This window comes from Pelovirga sp., from assembly GCF_059864205.1.
This window is the reverse complement of record NZ_JCBCBS010000159.1, coordinates 1-15,153: the sequence shown is the minus strand read 5'-3', so window position 1 is coordinate 15,153 and position 15,153 is coordinate 1. Positions and strand designations below refer to the sequence as shown.

At 55.8% G+C, this 15,153-nt stretch carries 13 protein-coding genes; 12 read left to right on the top strand and 1 reads right to left on the bottom strand.

Annotation, left to right across the window (positions count from 1 at the left end):
• The 12 genes from AC6F7T_RS10460 to AC6F7T_RS10405 all read left to right on the top strand — a co-directional run.
• Positions 1 to 4,620, top strand: a 4,620-nt coding sequence (locus tag AC6F7T_RS10460; protein WP_500718621.1) for a GH36-type glycosyl hydrolase domain-containing protein, incomplete at its 5' end; no start/stop codon positions are given.
• Positions 4,621 to 4,806: 186 nt separating this feature from the next.
• Positions 4,807 to 6,576: an oleate hydratase gene (locus AC6F7T_RS10455; RefSeq protein ID WP_500718619.1), complete on the top strand. Its 1,770-nt coding sequence runs from the start codon at positions 4,807 to 4,809 to the stop codon at positions 6,574 to 6,576.
• A 290-nt stretch (positions 6,577 to 6,866) separates the two neighbouring features.
• A complete protein-coding gene (locus AC6F7T_RS10450) occupies positions 6,867 to 7,025 on the top strand; it encodes a DUF3309 family protein (RefSeq protein WP_500718617.1) in 159 nt (52 codons plus the stop codon).
• Positions 7,026 to 7,079: 54 nt separating this feature from the next.
• On the top strand, positions 7,080 to 7,499 hold the full coding sequence (locus tag AC6F7T_RS10445; protein WP_500718615.1) for a hypothetical protein: 420 nt from the start codon (positions 7,080 to 7,082) through the stop codon (positions 7,497 to 7,499).
• A 100-nt stretch (positions 7,500 to 7,599) separates the two neighbouring features.
• Entirely contained in the window at positions 7,600 to 8,184 is a 585-nt protein-coding gene (locus tag AC6F7T_RS10440; RefSeq protein ID WP_500718613.1) for a chemotaxis protein CheB, read from the top strand.
• Positions 8,185 to 8,688: 504 nt separating this feature from the next.
• Positions 8,689 to 9,159, top strand: coding sequence for a DUF4398 domain-containing protein (locus tag AC6F7T_RS10435; protein ID WP_500718611.1), 471 nt, complete (start codon positions 8,689 to 8,691; stop codon positions 9,157 to 9,159).
• A gap of 39 nt (positions 9,160 to 9,198) precedes the next feature.
• Positions 9,199 to 10,149 (top strand): OmpA family protein, encoded by a 951-nt coding sequence (locus AC6F7T_RS10430; RefSeq protein WP_500718609.1) that lies wholly within the window; start codon positions 9,199 to 9,201, stop codon positions 10,147 to 10,149.
• A gap of 393 nt (positions 10,150 to 10,542) precedes the next feature.
• Entirely contained in the window at positions 10,543 to 10,764 is a 222-nt protein-coding gene (locus AC6F7T_RS10425; protein WP_500718608.1) for a hypothetical protein, read from the top strand.
• Between the two features lie 103 nt (positions 10,765 to 10,867).
• Positions 10,868 to 11,017, top strand: coding sequence for a lmo0937 family membrane protein (locus AC6F7T_RS10420; protein WP_500718605.1), 150 nt, complete (start codon positions 10,868 to 10,870; stop codon positions 11,015 to 11,017).
• Between the two features lie 124 nt (positions 11,018 to 11,141).
• A complete protein-coding gene (locus tag AC6F7T_RS10415) occupies positions 11,142 to 11,456 on the top strand; it encodes a BON domain-containing protein (RefSeq protein WP_500718603.1) in 315 nt (104 codons plus the stop codon).
• Positions 11,453 to 12,988: a DUF4070 domain-containing protein gene (locus AC6F7T_RS10410; RefSeq protein WP_500718601.1), complete on the top strand. Its 1,536-nt coding sequence runs from the start codon at positions 11,453 to 11,455 to the stop codon at positions 12,986 to 12,988. Before AC6F7T_RS10415 ends, AC6F7T_RS10410 begins: the two co-directional genes overlap by 4 nt.
• A gap of 70 nt (positions 12,989 to 13,058) precedes the next feature.
• A complete protein-coding gene (locus tag AC6F7T_RS10405) occupies positions 13,059 to 14,090 on the top strand; it encodes a diguanylate cyclase domain-containing protein (RefSeq protein ID WP_500718599.1) in 1,032 nt (343 codons plus the stop codon).
• Positions 14,091 to 14,306: 216 nt separating this feature from the next.
• Here the strand turns inward: AC6F7T_RS10405 and AC6F7T_RS10400 are convergent, their stop codons facing one another.
• On the bottom strand, positions 14,307 to 15,116 hold the full coding sequence (locus AC6F7T_RS10400) for a hypothetical protein (protein WP_500718597.1): 810 nt from the start codon (positions 15,114 to 15,116) through the stop codon (positions 14,307 to 14,309).
• Between the last annotated feature and the right edge of the window lie 37 nt (positions 15,117 to 15,153).

Sequence of the window (15,153 nt, the reverse complement as noted above, 5' to 3'; positions counted from 1 at the left end):
GCCAGTTTTCTGCTCATCGCCGCCGGGCAGGTTCCCCAGAAGCATTGGTTCTCCCTTGGCCGGATGCTGACCAGCCAGGGCAGCAATGTCAGCCTGATTTCCTGGAGCGGTTCGATGTTCGAGTACCTGATGCCCCAGTTGATCATGCCGAGTCACCCCAGCACCTTGCTGGAGCAGACCTGCAAAGCCGCTGTAGCGCGCCACATCGAATACGGTCGACAACGCTCTGTTCCCTGGGGCATTTCCGAGTCGTGCTATAACCTCACCGACATGCACCAGATCTATCAGTATCGCGCCTTTGGTGTACCGGGGCTCGGTTTTAAGCGCGGACTGGGCGAGGATCTGGTCATCGCTCCCTACGCCAGCGCCCTGGCATTGACGGTGATGCCGCAGGACGCCTGCCACAACCTGCAGACCCTGGCCAGTCATGGCTTTCAGGGCGGCTATGGGTTCTTTGAGGCGATCGATTACACCCCATCGCGGGTGCCGCGCGGCAAAAACCACGTCATTGTGCGCACCTTCATGTCTCATCATCTGGGGATGAGCCTGCTGGCCTTTGCCCATGTCCTGCAGGGTCAACCGATGCAGCGCCGTTTCATGTCTGACCCCAGGTTAAAAGCAACCGAACTGCTGCTCCAGGAACGAATTCCCAAACAGGTGGCGACGCTGCACCCCCACGCCGCTGAAGTGAGCGCCACCGCCCATCCGGTCACAGAAACCGGCGATATCATGCGCGTCTTTACCAACCTGGACACGCCGACCCCGGAGATCCATCTGTTGTCCAACGGGAACTACCACGTCATGGCGACCCATGTCGGCGGCGGCTACAGTCGCTGGCGCAATCTGGCCGTTACCCGCTGGCGCGAAGATGCCACCTGCGATGGCTGGGGATCCTTTATTTACCTGCGCGACTGCGATACGGGGCGCTACTGGTCCAGTGCCTATCAACCAACGCGGCGCAGAGCCGACCATTATGAAGCGATCTTTGTCCAGGGGCGGGCTGAATACCGGCGCCGCGACCTGGGGATTGACACCCACACCGAAATCGCTGTCTCTCCTGAGGATGATGTCGAGATTCGCCGCGTCACCCTCACCAACCAGTCGTCGCGGCTTCGCCATATCGAGCTGACCAGTTATGCTGAGATTGTGTTGGCTCCGCTGAACGCCGACCTGGCCCATCGCACCTTCAGCAATCTGTTTGTGCAAACCGAAATCCTGCCTGAACGTCAGGCGATCCTTTGCACCCGCCGCGCCCGTACGCCGGAAGAGCAGACCCCCTGGATGTTCCACCTGCTGTCGGCACCGGGAGCCGTTAGCGACGAGCCCTCTTTTGAAACCGATCGCTCTAAGTTTGTCGGGCGCGGACGAACCACGGCTAACCCGCTGGCCGTTGCCGGCCATGAGCGCCGTTCACGGCTGTCAAATACGGCGGGTCCGGTCCTCGACCCGATCGTCGCAATCCGTCGCACCCTGACCCTGGCCCCTGACGAATCAGTCACCGTGCAGATCATCTCCGGGGTCGCAGACACGCGTGAGACCGCCCTGGCGTTGCTGGATGAGTATTGTGATCGCCACTTTGTTGAGCGCGCCTTTGAGATGGCCTGGTTTCAGAGTCAGGAGGTGCTGCGCCGGCTGGGGGTCAGCGAAGCTGAGGCTCAGCGCTATGGCCGGCTGGCGACCTCAATCGTCTTCAGCAATGCCTTGCGCCGCGCCCCGGCGGAGGTTATTGCCCGCAATCGCTTGGGCCAGTCAGGACTGTGGCGTTTTGCCATCTCCGGCGACCTGCCGATCATCCTGCTCATCATCGGCGACCTAAGCCGGATCGATCTGGTCAAACAGGTGCTGCAAGCCCACGCCTATTGGCGGATAAAAGGACTGGCGGCCGATCTGGTGATTGTCAATGAAGATTTTTCCACCTACCGGGCGGAACTGCATGACCAGATCATGAGGATGATCAATACCGGTGCTGAGGCGCAGATGCTGAACCAACCGGGCGGGATCTTCGTGCGCAGCGCCGAGGAACTCTCGGAGGACGAGCGGGTGTTGCTGCAGACGGTCGCCCGGGTGGTCTACCAAGACAGCGTCCCCACCCTGATCGAGCAGGTAGAACGACGCCTTTCGCCGGATCGGCAGTCAGATCGTCTGGAACCGGTGCAGCAACCAGCGGCGGAGCAGATTCAACCCCTGTTACCCCGTGAGCGCATTTTCAGCAACGGTCTGGGCGGGTTCACCCCCGATGGGCACGAGTACGTCGTTACCCTTGAACCGGGGCAGAACACCCCGGCACCGTGGACCAACGTCATCGCCGGCCCGCATATCGGCACCGTGGTCAGTGAGAGCGGCAGCGCCTACACCTGGGTCGACAATGCCCACGAGTTCCGCCTGACCAACTGGCACAACGATCCCTTAAGCGACACCAGCGGCGAGGCCCTCTATATTCGCGACGATGCGACCGGGGCCTTCTGGTCGCCGACGCCGCTCCCCACTCCCGGGCGCAACGGCTATGTCTGCCGCCACGGTTTTGGCTACAGTGTGTTCGAACACCTCGAGGCCGGTATCGCCTCGGAACTGTTCACCTACGTCGCCATGGATGCACCGGTCAAGTTCCTGGTCATCAAGTTACGCAACCAGTCGCGACGCCCGCGCAGCTTGTCGTTGACCGGTTATTGGGAACTGGTGCTCGGTGAATGGCGCCACGCCAACCTGATGCACATCGTCACCGAAATTGATCCCCACAGCGGGGCGCTGTTGGCCCGCAACGCCTATGGCCGCGAATGTGCCAATCGGGTCGTTTTTGCCCAGGTCAGCGAGCCGGAGTGCAGGGTGAGTGGCAACCGCAGCGAGTTCATCGGCCGCAACGGTTCACTGTCCAGTCCGGCAGCGATGGAGCGCAAGCGTTTGTCGAACCGAACCGGTGCAGGGCTCGATCCGTGCGCCGCGGTGCAAACCCGGATGACCCTGGCCGAAGGGCAAGAGCGCGAAATCGTGTTCATCTTTGGCGCCGCAGCCAATGTCGACCAGGCTCGCCAACTGATCCGGCAATTCGGCGGCACGGGCGGCGCCCGGTTGGCGCTGGAGGCAGTATGGGAGCACTGGAATCACACTCTGGGCGCGGTCCAGGTCGAGACACCTGACCCGGCGCTGGATGTGATCACCAACGGCTGGCTGGTGTACCAGACCATCTCCTGCCGACTCTGGGCGCGCAGCGGCTATTACCAGTCCGGCGGCGCCTACGGCTTTCGCGATCAGCTGCAGGACACCATGGCCCTGCTTCATACCACTCCCCGGCTGGCCCGCGAACAGTTGTTGCTCTGCGCCTCACGCCAGTTTCCCCAGGGCGACGTGCAACATTGGTGGCACCCACCAAACGGCCAAGGGGTGCGTACCCATTTCTCCGATGACTATCTGTGGCTCCCTTATGCCACCTGTCGCTACGTACAGACGACCGGCGATACCGGCATCCTCGACGAGGTCGTCCCGTTCCTTGAAGGTCGGCTGCTGGGTCCCGAAGAAGAGGCCTACTACGACCAGCCGCAGCGGTCGAGCGAGGTGGCCACCCTCTATGAACATTGTGCGCGTGCCATCAACCACGGCTTACGCTTTGGCGAGCATCAATTACCACTGATGGGTTGTGGCGACTGGAATGACGGGATGAATCTGGTCGGCCATCAGGGCAAGGGCGAGAGCGTGTGGCTGGCGTGGTTCCTGTACGAGAATCTGAACCTGTTTACCACTCTGGCGCGGGCCCACAATGACCCGGATTTTGCCGACCTCTGCAGTGAGCAGGCAGCACAGCTGCGCAGCAACATCGAAACCCATGCCTGGGATGGGGCCTGGTACCGACGCGCCTGGTTTGACGACGGCACCCCTTTAGGTTCATCCCGCAACGACGAATGTCAGATCGATTCGATCAGCCAGAGCTGGGCGGTCCTCTCCGGCGGCGGCGATCCCGGCCGCGCCCGCCAGGCGATGGCGGCCCTGGACCAGAGGCTGGTGCGGCGCGATGCGCAGCTGATTCAACTGCTCACCCCTCCCTTCGATCAATCCGCCCTGGAACCGGGCTACATCAAAGGTTATGTCCCCGGGGTACGCGAAAACGGCGGTCAATATACCCATGCTGCCATCTGGGCGACGATGGCATTTGCCCTGCTGGGCGACCGTCAACGCGCCTGGGAATTATACGCCATGCTCAATCCCGTCAACCATGGCAGCGACCTCCAGGCGATGACACGCTACCAGGTCGAGCCCTACGTCATGTGCGCCGACATTTACGCTGTCCCCCCCCACACCGGGCGCGGCGGCTGGACCTGGTACACCGGAGCCTCGGGCTGGATGTATCGACTGACCCTGGAAACCCTGCTCGGTCTGCAGCTGGAGGTGAACCAGTTGCGGATTACCCCCTGCATCCCGGCTCACTGGCCGGCGTACAGAATCCGCTACCGCTATCGTGAGACCATGTACCATCTCACGATCAGCAATGCTGATGAAACGACGTCGCTGTTGCAACGCATCACTCTCGACGGGGTTGTCATCGAGGGCACGACAATTCCGCTGGTGGATGATCACCGCAACCATCAGGTTGAGGTAACCCTGGCTAAAGCTGGACAAAAAGGTAACTGATTAGCACCCATCTTTCCACCCCCTGACCCTAGCCTCTCCCTCAGGAAGAGGGAATATCCAATGCCCGACAGATAGAACGCGCCCGGGGTGAGGAGCACATCGGACACTGGCCCCACCCAGCCATGAGAGCTAACGACAGCGGCGATTCATGTTCAACCCCGTCAGGCAAACAAAAAGGAATTTTTTATGTACTACAGCAATGGTAACTACGAGGCCTTCGCCCGCCCGCGCAAACCCAATGGAGCAGAGAACAAAACGGCCTGGTTTGTCGGCGCGGGCCTGGCTTCACTGGCGGGCGCGGCCTTCCTGATCCGCGACGCGCAGATGTCGGGCAGCCGGATCACCATTTTGGAGCAGCAACAGCTGCCCGGCGGAGCGCTGGACGGCAGCATGGAGCCGAACAAGGGCTTCGTGATCCGCGGCGGGCGCGAGATGGAAGACCACTTTGAATGTCTGTGGGACCTGTACCGTTCGATCCCGTCCCTCGAGATTGAGGGGGCCAGCGTGCTCGACGAGTTCTATTGGCTCGACAAGGACGATCCGAACTCCTCTTTGCAGCGCGCCACGGTGAATCAAGGTGAGGACGCGCATACCGACGGTCTGTTCACCCTCAGCGAGCAGGCGCAAAAGGAGATCGTCAAGCTCTTTCTGGCCACCCGCGAAGAGATGGAAAACAAGCGCATCAACGAGGTCTTCGGGGAGGAATTCTTCGGCAGCAATTTCTGGCTCTACTGGCGCACGATGTTTGCCTACGAGGAGTGGCACTCGGCGTTGGAGATGAAGCTCTACCTGCACCGTTTCATCCACCAGATCAAAGGGATGCCGGACTTCTCCACACTGAAGTTCACCAAGTACAATCAATACGAGTCGCTGGTCCTGCCACTGGTCACTTGGCTGCAGGATCACGGCGTGGTGTTCCAATACGCCACCGAGGTGACCGATGTCGATTTTAACATCGCACCCGGACGCAAGCTGGCGACCCGTATCCACTGGCGTAAGGAAGCCGTTGCCGGCGGCGTCGATCTCGGCCCCGACGACCTGGTCTTCATGACCATCGGCTCGCTGACCGAAAACTCCGACAACGGTGACCACCACACCCCGGCCAAGCTCAATGTCGGGCCTGCTCCGGCGTGGGATTTGTGGCGGCGCATCGCCGCCAAGGATCCGGCGTTCGGGCGACCGGAGGTGTTCGGTTCGCACATCCCCGAGACTAAATGGGAGTCGGCCACCGTCACTACCCTCGATCAGCGCATCCCGAAGTACATTCAGAAGATCGCCAAGCGTGATCCGTTCAGCGGCAAGGTGGTGACTGGCGGCATCGTGACCGCGAAGGACTCATCCTGGCTGCTCAGTTGGACGGTGAACCGACAACCGCATTTCAAGCAGCAGCCGAAAGACCAGATCGTGGCCTGGGTCTACTCGCTGTTCGTCGAGAAACCCGGCGATTACGTGAAGAAACCGATGCAGGACTGCAGCGGTGAGGAGATCACCCAGGAATGGCTCTACCACCTGGGTGTGCCGGTCGAGGACATCCCCGAACTGGCCGCAACCGGCGCGATAACCGTGCCGGTAATGATGCCGTACGTGACCGCTTTCTTCATGCCACGCCAGACCGGTGATCGCCCGGACGTGGTGCCCGAGGGCGCTGTCAACTTCGCCTTCATCGGACAGTTCGCAGAATCCCGGCAGCGCGATTGCATCTTCACCACCGAATACTCGGTACGTACGCCGATGGAGGCTGTCTACACCCTGCTCGCCATCGGGCGCGGCGTGCCGGAGGTCTTCAACTCCACCTACGACATTCGTACCCTTTTGTCCGCAACCGGCAGCCTGCGCGACGGCGAGGAGATCAACATTCCAGGGCCTGACTTCGTGCGCAATCTGCTGATGAAAAAGCTCGACAAAACCCAGATCGGCGTACTGCTCCGCGAGTTCGGTCTGGTCGAGGACGATTAGGCTTTTCACCGCGACGTTCTAAAAAGAGCGGTACACTAAAATGGAAAAGAGAGAAGATCCTGCAGTCAAGGTTGACCAGCATCAATAGATGCTGCTGCAACTTCCGCCATATCTGACAGCTATACTAAATATGACGGTGGCGTCTGCCGGGCTCACCAACAACTCTCCTCTGATCTCTTTTTTTCTTATCAATTTCAGATAGTTGCGAGGCCTATGAGGTTGGTCAGCATGGGCATGCTTGTTGCTCATTAAAGCTCTGCATCCACACCAAACATCTAGGGAGAGACATCATGGGAATAGGAACAATTTTATTGATCATACTGGTTTTACTGCTGATCGGTGCCTTGCCAACCTGGGGTTACAGCAGAAGCTGGGGAGCCATTCCCAGTGGCGGCATTGGATTGGTGCTTTTAATTGTGATTTTTCTGGTGGTCAGCGGACGAATGTAAAATGATCATGAAGTAGTCCAAATCGCTATCGGGATCGCTATCGGGATCGAAATCGTGGCTGAAGAGAAATGCCGCGATTGCGATCCCGATTTCGATAGCGATTTCAACTTCGATAGCGATCCCGATAGCGATTTCGATTTGGATGAAGTACAGCCATACGCGAATTCCGCGCTTAACATAAAAACCAACACCGGAGAGAGCCAGATGGAGACAGCCAAAATGTACCAACTACCGAAGCTCAAATATGACTACGATGCGCCGGCACCGGTGATATCAGAAGACCTCTTACGGCTGCACCACGACAAACACCACGCTGCCTACGTCAATGGCGCGAACACCATCCTCCAGATGATGAATAAGTCCCGGGAAGACCAGGCCGACGTTGACACCAGGGCGACCTTCAAGGAACTTTCCTTTCATATCGGCGGGCACCTGCTGCATTCGCTGCTCTGGGAACATCAACAAACGGCGTGAAGATTTTCTCAGGAGATAATTTCAGGAATCAGATCACCGGAACGCCCGAGGCAGTCCCTGCTTGCGCAAAAAACAACCTTGTCCGACGTAGTAGAGGTAAATGAAAACCAGAACTACTTCAAAAAACTACCCTATCGTTTGTATCGGCGGCTCAGCTGGTGGCCTTGATGCGTACATCCGTTTATTAAAGCATCTGCCGGCCGATATGGGCGTTGCCATTGTCATCGTCAATCACCTAAGAAGCGTCGCCACCCGTCTTCACGAGATTCTCCCGCGCTACACCACGATGCCGGTGGAGCTGATCACAGAAAAGCTGGACATCGAACCCAACCATGTATTCGTCATCCCGGAAAAACGGGACTTACACGTTCTTAATGGAGAATTTCGGCTCACGTCAATATCAAAGCCGAGGGGATGGCCCGACGTGATTACGGTTTTTATGCGCTCCTTGACCCGGAACTGGGATGGCAAACTGATTGCCGTCATTGTCTCCGGCCTTGATGGCGATGGAGCCGCAGCCTTGCCCGGCATCAAAGAGGTCGGCGGCATTACCTTTGCGCAGAAACCTGACACTGCCAGAGAACCGGATATGCCTGAGAGCGCAATCGCCAGCGGATATATCGATTTTATCCTTTCCCCTAAGGATATCGCCAACGAAATTGTCCGCATCGCCCATCAAGAGTGAAGGACGTGCTTTTATTGGAAATCTCGATAAGGGTGTGTTGACGTTCATGCTCAAGGAGTAAAAAACCCCGCCCAGAGGACGGGGCGTTAAAGGTGCCCACAGAGGGGGCGCGCCCGCGATGGGGCGGGCACGGTCTAAGTGGTAGTACGGTTGTTCAAGGTCCGCGAAGCACTTGCCGTGATCGATAACCATGCGCTACGCGACAATGGCCTGCGACACGCCCGTCTGCTTCTGGTTCGCGCCGAGATATCACTGAAGGCTGCCGATGATCTCAGAAGGGTACGAGAGGCTGCCGGGTTTGCAGGGCAGCCTTCAGTGAAGTGGATATCCAGAACATCAAAGTGACATAAGGGTAACTATTCGCCAGGTTACATTTTTAGCCCGCCACATATGACAGTTGCGCCAGCTTTGACGGATGGCATTGACGGCTGCCACCGCACTTACACCTCCAACCGGTACTTAACCCTTAATAATCAGCAGGTTCCTTCGCCGGTCCCCGGCGGCATGCTTATTGCCATTGAACAAGGAAGACGATTGTGTGCGCACGAGACGTTTTTCCATGTGGAAACACTCAAAAACGCAAATGAAACAGGAGAAGAGATAATGAGAATGAAAACCTTGAGGTTGTTTAAGGCGTGTCTGGTCACGTTATTCATCGTTGTCCTGGCTGGTTGTGCCGTTCAGGCCCCTGCCCCGGATAGGCAGGTCACCTTGGCCACCCAGTCGATCATCCAGGCGGAAAGTTCCGGGGCCGTAGAATTCGCTCCGGTAGAACTTAAAGCAGCGCGAGACAAACTTAGCCAGGCCAAACTTGCCTTGAACCTGCAAGAAAATATCAAAGCCGGGCGTCTCGCTGATGAAGCCATGGTCGATGCCAACCTGGCAGAGGCCAAGGCACGCTCCGCCAAATCACAAAAGGTTGTGGTCGAATTGCAAGAAAGTATTCGTATTTTGCAACAAGAGATATCCCGCTAGCACCTGAATTATCACAGCTATTTATTAAAGGAGACCACCATGAAGTTATTTTCATCGCCCCTGATGTTTCTGCTCGGGGCATCAGTTGCCGGCATACTGCTATCTGGTTGCAGCTCCGTCGTCCAGGAAAATGCCATGCTGGAACAAGCGCGGTCAGCGTTTGCTGAAGCCCAGAGCGACCCCGATGTGCAGAAGAATGCGGCACTTGAACTACAAAAAGCCAAAAACGATCTGGATCAGGCCGACAAATCGCTAAACGAAGGGGCCGAGGCTGCGGAAGTGGAGCACTTCGCCTATCTTGCCAAACAACGTACCGCCATTGCCCAGGAAGTGTCCAAGGTCAAACTGGCTGAACAGACACTGGATGCGGCCAGCGCAGAACGCAACGCAGTCCTTCTGCAGGCCCGCACCCGGGAAGCGGAACAGGCACAGCAATTAGCCGAAGCTGAAAAAAACAAAGCGCTGATCGCCACTGAACAGGCCGACGCATCTCGTCTGCAGGTTGGAGCGATGTCCGCCGAAGCGGAAAAAACCAGGGCAGAAGCGCTGCTGGCCGCCGAACAGCGAAAAAAACTGGAGGCGCAAATCGCTGAGCTGGAGGCCAGCAAATCGGAACGGGGCCTGGTCATCACTTTGGGTGATGTTCTGTTCGACATCAATAAAAGCGAGCTGCGTTCAGGAACCCAGTACACCATCGACAAACTCGCTGCCTTTCTGGCCGAATACCCGAAACGCAATGTCTTGATCGAAGGTTTTACCGATAGTACCGGCACCGCGAAATACAACCAGGGTCTCTCCGAACGCCGCGCTGATGCGGTACGCAATGCCCTCACAAGCCGAGGTGTTGATTCACGTCGGCTCAAGATCCGCGGTTATGGCATCGAGTTTCCCGTTGCCGGCAACGAATCGGCCGCAGGACGGCAGCGTAACCGGCGGGTCGAGGTCATCATTTCAGATGATGATGGACAAATCCTCGAGCGAAAATACTAAAGACACACAAGGGATTGCTCGCAATGAAATATTACCAAAATGACAAAGCCACATTCAAACCTTTTGGCTGGTGCGAAGTCAGCAAGGATCATCTACTAACCCGGCGGGGCAGAATGCAGGATTCTTGTTCAGAAAAGTACTGTTTCGAGATGGAAATTAATCAGGTTCAACATATGGAGAGCACATGGAATCAGGCAAGAGGGATCAACTAGAAAGCAAGTGGCACCAGATAAGAGGTAAGATCAGGGAGGCGTTCGGAAAAATAATACACAATTCCGAACTCATGTGCGCGGGCAAAACCGAGCATATTTCTGGTCAGGTACAGGGGGAAATCAGAAAGATCAACGCAATGATGCTTAATGGGTACAAGTAACCAAAAGGAGAATACCGCAAATGAAACCACAAATGTTATTGGGAGTCGTCCTCATCGTCATAGCGGTTTTTGCTTTTGCCTATCAGGGCATCAGCTACACAAGCAAAGAAAAAGTTATCGATCTCGGGCCATTGCAAATGACGGCAGAGAAAACCAAAACATTTCCACTACCTCCGGTTGTCGGAGGTGTTGCTCTGGTCGGCGGTATTGTGCTGCTGATCATGGGCAGCAGGAGAAATTGAGGGACGATCACCAACCGAAGTAATGGCCAGTACCAAAAACGCTTTTCGGCGCCTGATCAACAAATAGTTACAGGGGCGAAAACTTTAACAAAGGAGAATCATTATGTTGTGGACCGTTGCCGTTATCCTCATTGTTCTCTGGGCTCTGGGCCTGGTCAGCAGTTACACCATGGGGGGGTTTATTCATATTCTTTTGGTCCTTGCCTTGATCGTCGTGGTGCTCAATGTCATTCAGGGCAGAGGTCGTATTTAAGTTTCCGGTGAACACTATTCAGGAAGCTCAGCTCGACTGAAGCGGTCGAACTGTTCCCTGAAAAACTGTTTCACCTCGCCCCTTTTGGGGGGGCAATATCATTCAACCACAAAGGAGAAATATCATGTTTAAACCGCTGCAATTAATGAAGTTTCTGGTTCTATTAGTGATGACGATTGCATTCATGGGTTGTGCCTCTACGACAAAACAATCAAGCCCTGGAGATTATGTCGACGACACAGTCATTACGACCAAGGTCAAAACAGCCATTTTTGATGATCCGGACCTGAAAGTGATGCAGATCAGCGTCGAGACCCGCAAGGGTGTCGTCCAGTTGAGCGGCTTCGTCGACTCCAAGCGGAATATCAGCAGGGCTGGAGAAGTAGCAGGTAGCGTTCCCGGGGTTAAAAGTGTGAAGAACGATCTGATTGTAAAATGAACATTCTGCTTGTCTACCCGCACTATCCCGCCACGTTCTGGAGTTTTCGCTACGCCATGAAATTCATTGGCCGTAAAGCGAGTTTTCCGCCACTGGGTCTGATGACGGTGGCGGCGATGCTGCCGGACAGTTGGGGAAAAAGGCTGGTCGATATGAACGTGCGGCCCCTTGCCGACGCAGACCTGCAATGGGCCGATTACGTTTTCATCAGTGCCATGAGCATCCAGCGCGCCTCGGCAGACGAGGTTATTGAGCGCTGTTTACCGTTGGGAGTAAAAATCGTCGCCGGCGGTCCCCTGTTTACCTCTTGTCATGAAGATTTTATTGAGGTTGATCATCTGGTGCTGGGTGAGGCGGAGATCACCCTGCCCCGTTTTCTCGAGGATCTGCAGGGCGGCACGCCGCGGCGTATCTATCATGCAGAGGGGTGGGCGCAGCTCGAACAGACGCCCACACCCCTCTGGAATCTGGTCAGAATGCGCGACTATGCCGCCATGAATGTCCAGTACGGGCGAGGTTGTCCTTTTGACTGTGAGTTCTGCGATATCACCTCTCTCTTTGGTCGCCGACCCCGCAGCAAACCCCTGTCGCTTCTTTTGGCCGAACTCGAAAGTCTCTATGCCGGGGGTTGGCGAGGCGCGATCTTCTTCGTCGATGACAACTTCATCGGCGATAAACCCAAGCTTAAGCAAGAGATTCTGCCGGCCCTTATTGATTGGATGAAAACCAGAAACTATCCTTTTTATTTCTACACCGAAGCGTCGATTGATCTCGCCGACGATGTGGAACTGCTGAACTTGATGGTAGCCGCCGGCTTCGAAGAGGTCTTTATCGGCATTGAAACACCACATGACGGCGGGCTTTTTGAGAGTGGCAAGAGCCAAAACAGAAACCGCGACCTGCTCCTCTCGGTCAAACGTATCCAGCAGGCCGGGCTTCAGGTTCACGGCGGCTTCATCGTCGGCTTCGATAGCGATCCGATCTCAATTTTCGACCAGCAGATCCGCTTCATTCAAGAGAGCGGCATTGTCACCGCCATGGTCGGAGTGCTCTCCGTCCTGCGCGGCACTAAACTTCATCAACGGATGGAACAGGAAGGACGGTTGCTCAAGAGCTCCTCAGGTGACAATACCGCCATTGATCTGAATTTTGTCCCCCGCATGAAAGCAGAGTCCCTGATTGCCGGTTACCAGGACATCCTTACCACCATCTATGCCCCCAAGCAATTCTACCAACGGGTAACCCGGCTCTTTCGCGAATACCAGCCCCGGCCTCAGACCGGATTTCATTTGCAGCAGGGGCACCTGGGGGCTCTCTTTAAATCAATGCTGTTTCTCGGGGTGCTTGGCAAGGAACGCATCCATTACTGGAAACTCTTCTTCTGGTCGTTGTTCCGCAAACCCCGGCTTTTCCCGCTAGCCATTACCTATGCGGTGTACGGTTTCCATTTCCGCAAGGTTGCTGAACAGATCAGCGGCGACAATCTGTTCGCAGACAACCAGGGTGGAGACACCAGCAAGGTTGGTAGTTGAAAATAATGGCGTCCGGATCATGACAGCTCCGTAACAAGAGTGGCAATCCCCTTAACTTACTGGAGACATTGTGGATCATCAAAAAAATTCCGCGCCTGAAGGTAACCGATTGCGCCACCGAGCTGAGGACTATCTGTTCATGCAACGATCAGGGAAAACTATTTCTCGAACAGACTCTGAAATCCAGGGTCTTCTTCATGAACTGCAGGTGCACCAACTCGAACTGGAAATGCAGAACGCCGAACTGCGGCGGATCAGAAATGAACTGGAAATAGCCCTCGCCATGTATACCAACCTATACGATTTCGCCCCGGTTGGCTACTTCACTCTGGCTCGCGACGGCACCATCCAGGGCGTTAACCTGATTGGCGCGAATCTCTTGGACAGTGAACATTCACTCCTGCTTGGAAAACGCTTTGGCCAGTATGTGACCCCTGAAGATAGAGCCTCTTTCGCTATTTTTCTCGAAAAGATTTTTGCTGGCCGGGAAAAGGTAGAGGGTGAAGTAACGCTACTGAATATGAAAAAGACACCACTTATCGTGCGGATCGAAGCCTTGAGGACCGCATCGATGAAGGAGTGCCTCTTTGCCCTCATTGATATCACAAAGCAGAAGCAGTATGAAGAAAGGCTCCATTATCTAAACACCCGCGATACCTTGACCGGTCTATTTAACCGCTCATTTTTTGACGCGGAGCTGGAACGGTTGATGGACAGTCGCCTTTACCCCGTCAGCGTCATTATCGCGGATGTCGATGATCTCAAAAAAACCAATGACACCTTCGGGCATACAGCGGGAGACCTGATGATCAAGCTTGCCGCTAAAGTGCTACGCCATGCCGTTCGCCCGGAAGATGTCGTCGCCCGCATCGGCGGGGACGAATTTGCGCTTTTGCTACCGCAAACAACAAGCACCGATGAGGCGCTTCTGCGGGTACGCCAGAGTCACGCAACATTTCATTATGATGATCAGGAAATATCGATGCAACTCTCCCTCGGCGCGGCAACGGCCCACAATAGCAATGAACTCAGAGATGCCATGCTACTGGCTGATTTGCATATGTATGAGGACAAAAAATACAAGAAAAAACGAAAAGAATAGAGCTAACCAATTCGGGAGTTTCATCCCCCCTGGTATTCGAACCGACCAAAGGTTTGTGACCTTACCCTGTCGCTGAGCTCGACCCGCTCAAAGTCCTGCCACTTGTTTCTCATTCATTCGCGCTGCCTTTATCCTGTTCCGGAAAAACCCCGAAGCCGTAGCGGTGGAGTTTGCGACCAACCGTCGGCTAGCTCATGACAACCAGACGATCAGACATTAATTGGACATCAGCACCGGCAACGTCATACATTTAAGCAGGTGACGTCCGGTCTCACCCAGGGTCTGCTGACCACGGCGCGTCTGCGAGGTTGCCCCCATCACCAGCAGATCAGCTCCGCAATCAGCCGTCATATTCAACAGCAGATCGCCGATACTCAAGTCACCACTGATGCGCTTCTCACAGGAGAGGGGCAGTTGATACCGAGCCATATGCTTGCTGATATCAGCCTTATGAGCATGATAGACTTCATCCCCTCCCGGGCCGTGAACCGTCACCACCCGGATATGATCCGCGCGGCGCAGAATCGGCATCGAGTCGTGTAGTGCCCGGCAGGATTCCGGTCCGCCACGCCAGGCCATGAGAATCTGCTTGTACTCGTTTTTATAGCGCCCGGCGTAAGGGACAATCAATACCGGCCGACCACTGCCCAGCACCGCTTTTTCCGGCAGGTTATCCGGCACCCCCTGCTCATCAGCGGAGCTATCGGTCTGGCTGAGCACCAGAAGATCATGATAGTGGGCATGGAGATTCAGAGCATTGATCAAATCGATGCGACTGGTCTGACAGTCAACCAGAATCCACTCGGTGCGTACATTGGCCTTGGCTGCCTGCTCTTCAAATTTCTTACGCGCCGCTTCGGCCCGGGCAACAAATTCAGCGCGGTGATGAGAGAAGTACATCTGTGAAATAATATAGATCCCGGTCAACAGTGACTGGTGTTGAGCCGCCAGCCCGACTGCGGCAGCCGTCCGTGTCGAACAGGTCGGGCGGTCATCGATATGGACCAGAATGCTTTTATAATTCATGCCGAAGCTCCTGTTGTTCTACTGTATTAATATCAGG

Bases quoted from the DNA above. Each gene is read 5' to 3' on its own strand.
- AC6F7T_RS10455 (WP_500718619.1), top strand. From the start codon at position 4,807: ATGTACTACAGCAATGGTAACTACGAGGCCTTCGCCCGCCCGCGCAAA.
- AC6F7T_RS10450 (WP_500718617.1), top strand. From the start codon at position 6,867: ATGGGAATAGGAACAATTTTATTGATCATACTGGTTTTACTGCTGATC.
- AC6F7T_RS10440 (WP_500718613.1), top strand. From the start codon at position 7,600: ATGAAAACCAGAACTACTTCAAAAAACTACCCTATCGTTTGTATCGGC.
- AC6F7T_RS10435 (WP_500718611.1), top strand. From the start codon at position 8,689: ATGCTTATTGCCATTGAACAAGGAAGACGATTGTGTGCGCACGAGACG.
- AC6F7T_RS10430 (WP_500718609.1), top strand. From the start codon at position 9,199: ATGAAGTTATTTTCATCGCCCCTGATGTTTCTGCTCGGGGCATCAGTT.
- AC6F7T_RS10425 (WP_500718608.1), top strand. From the start codon at position 10,543: ATGAAACCACAAATGTTATTGGGAGTCGTCCTCATCGTCATAGCGGTT.
- AC6F7T_RS10420 (WP_500718605.1), top strand. From the start codon at position 10,868: ATGTTGTGGACCGTTGCCGTTATCCTCATTGTTCTCTGGGCTCTGGGC.
- AC6F7T_RS10415 (WP_500718603.1), top strand. From the start codon at position 11,142: ATGTTTAAACCGCTGCAATTAATGAAGTTTCTGGTTCTATTAGTGATG.
- AC6F7T_RS10410 (WP_500718601.1), top strand. From the start codon at position 11,453: ATGAACATTCTGCTTGTCTACCCGCACTATCCCGCCACGTTCTGGAGT.
- AC6F7T_RS10400 (WP_500718597.1), bottom strand. From the start codon at position 15,116: ATGAATTATAAAAGCATTCTGGTCCATATCGATGACCGCCCGACCTGT.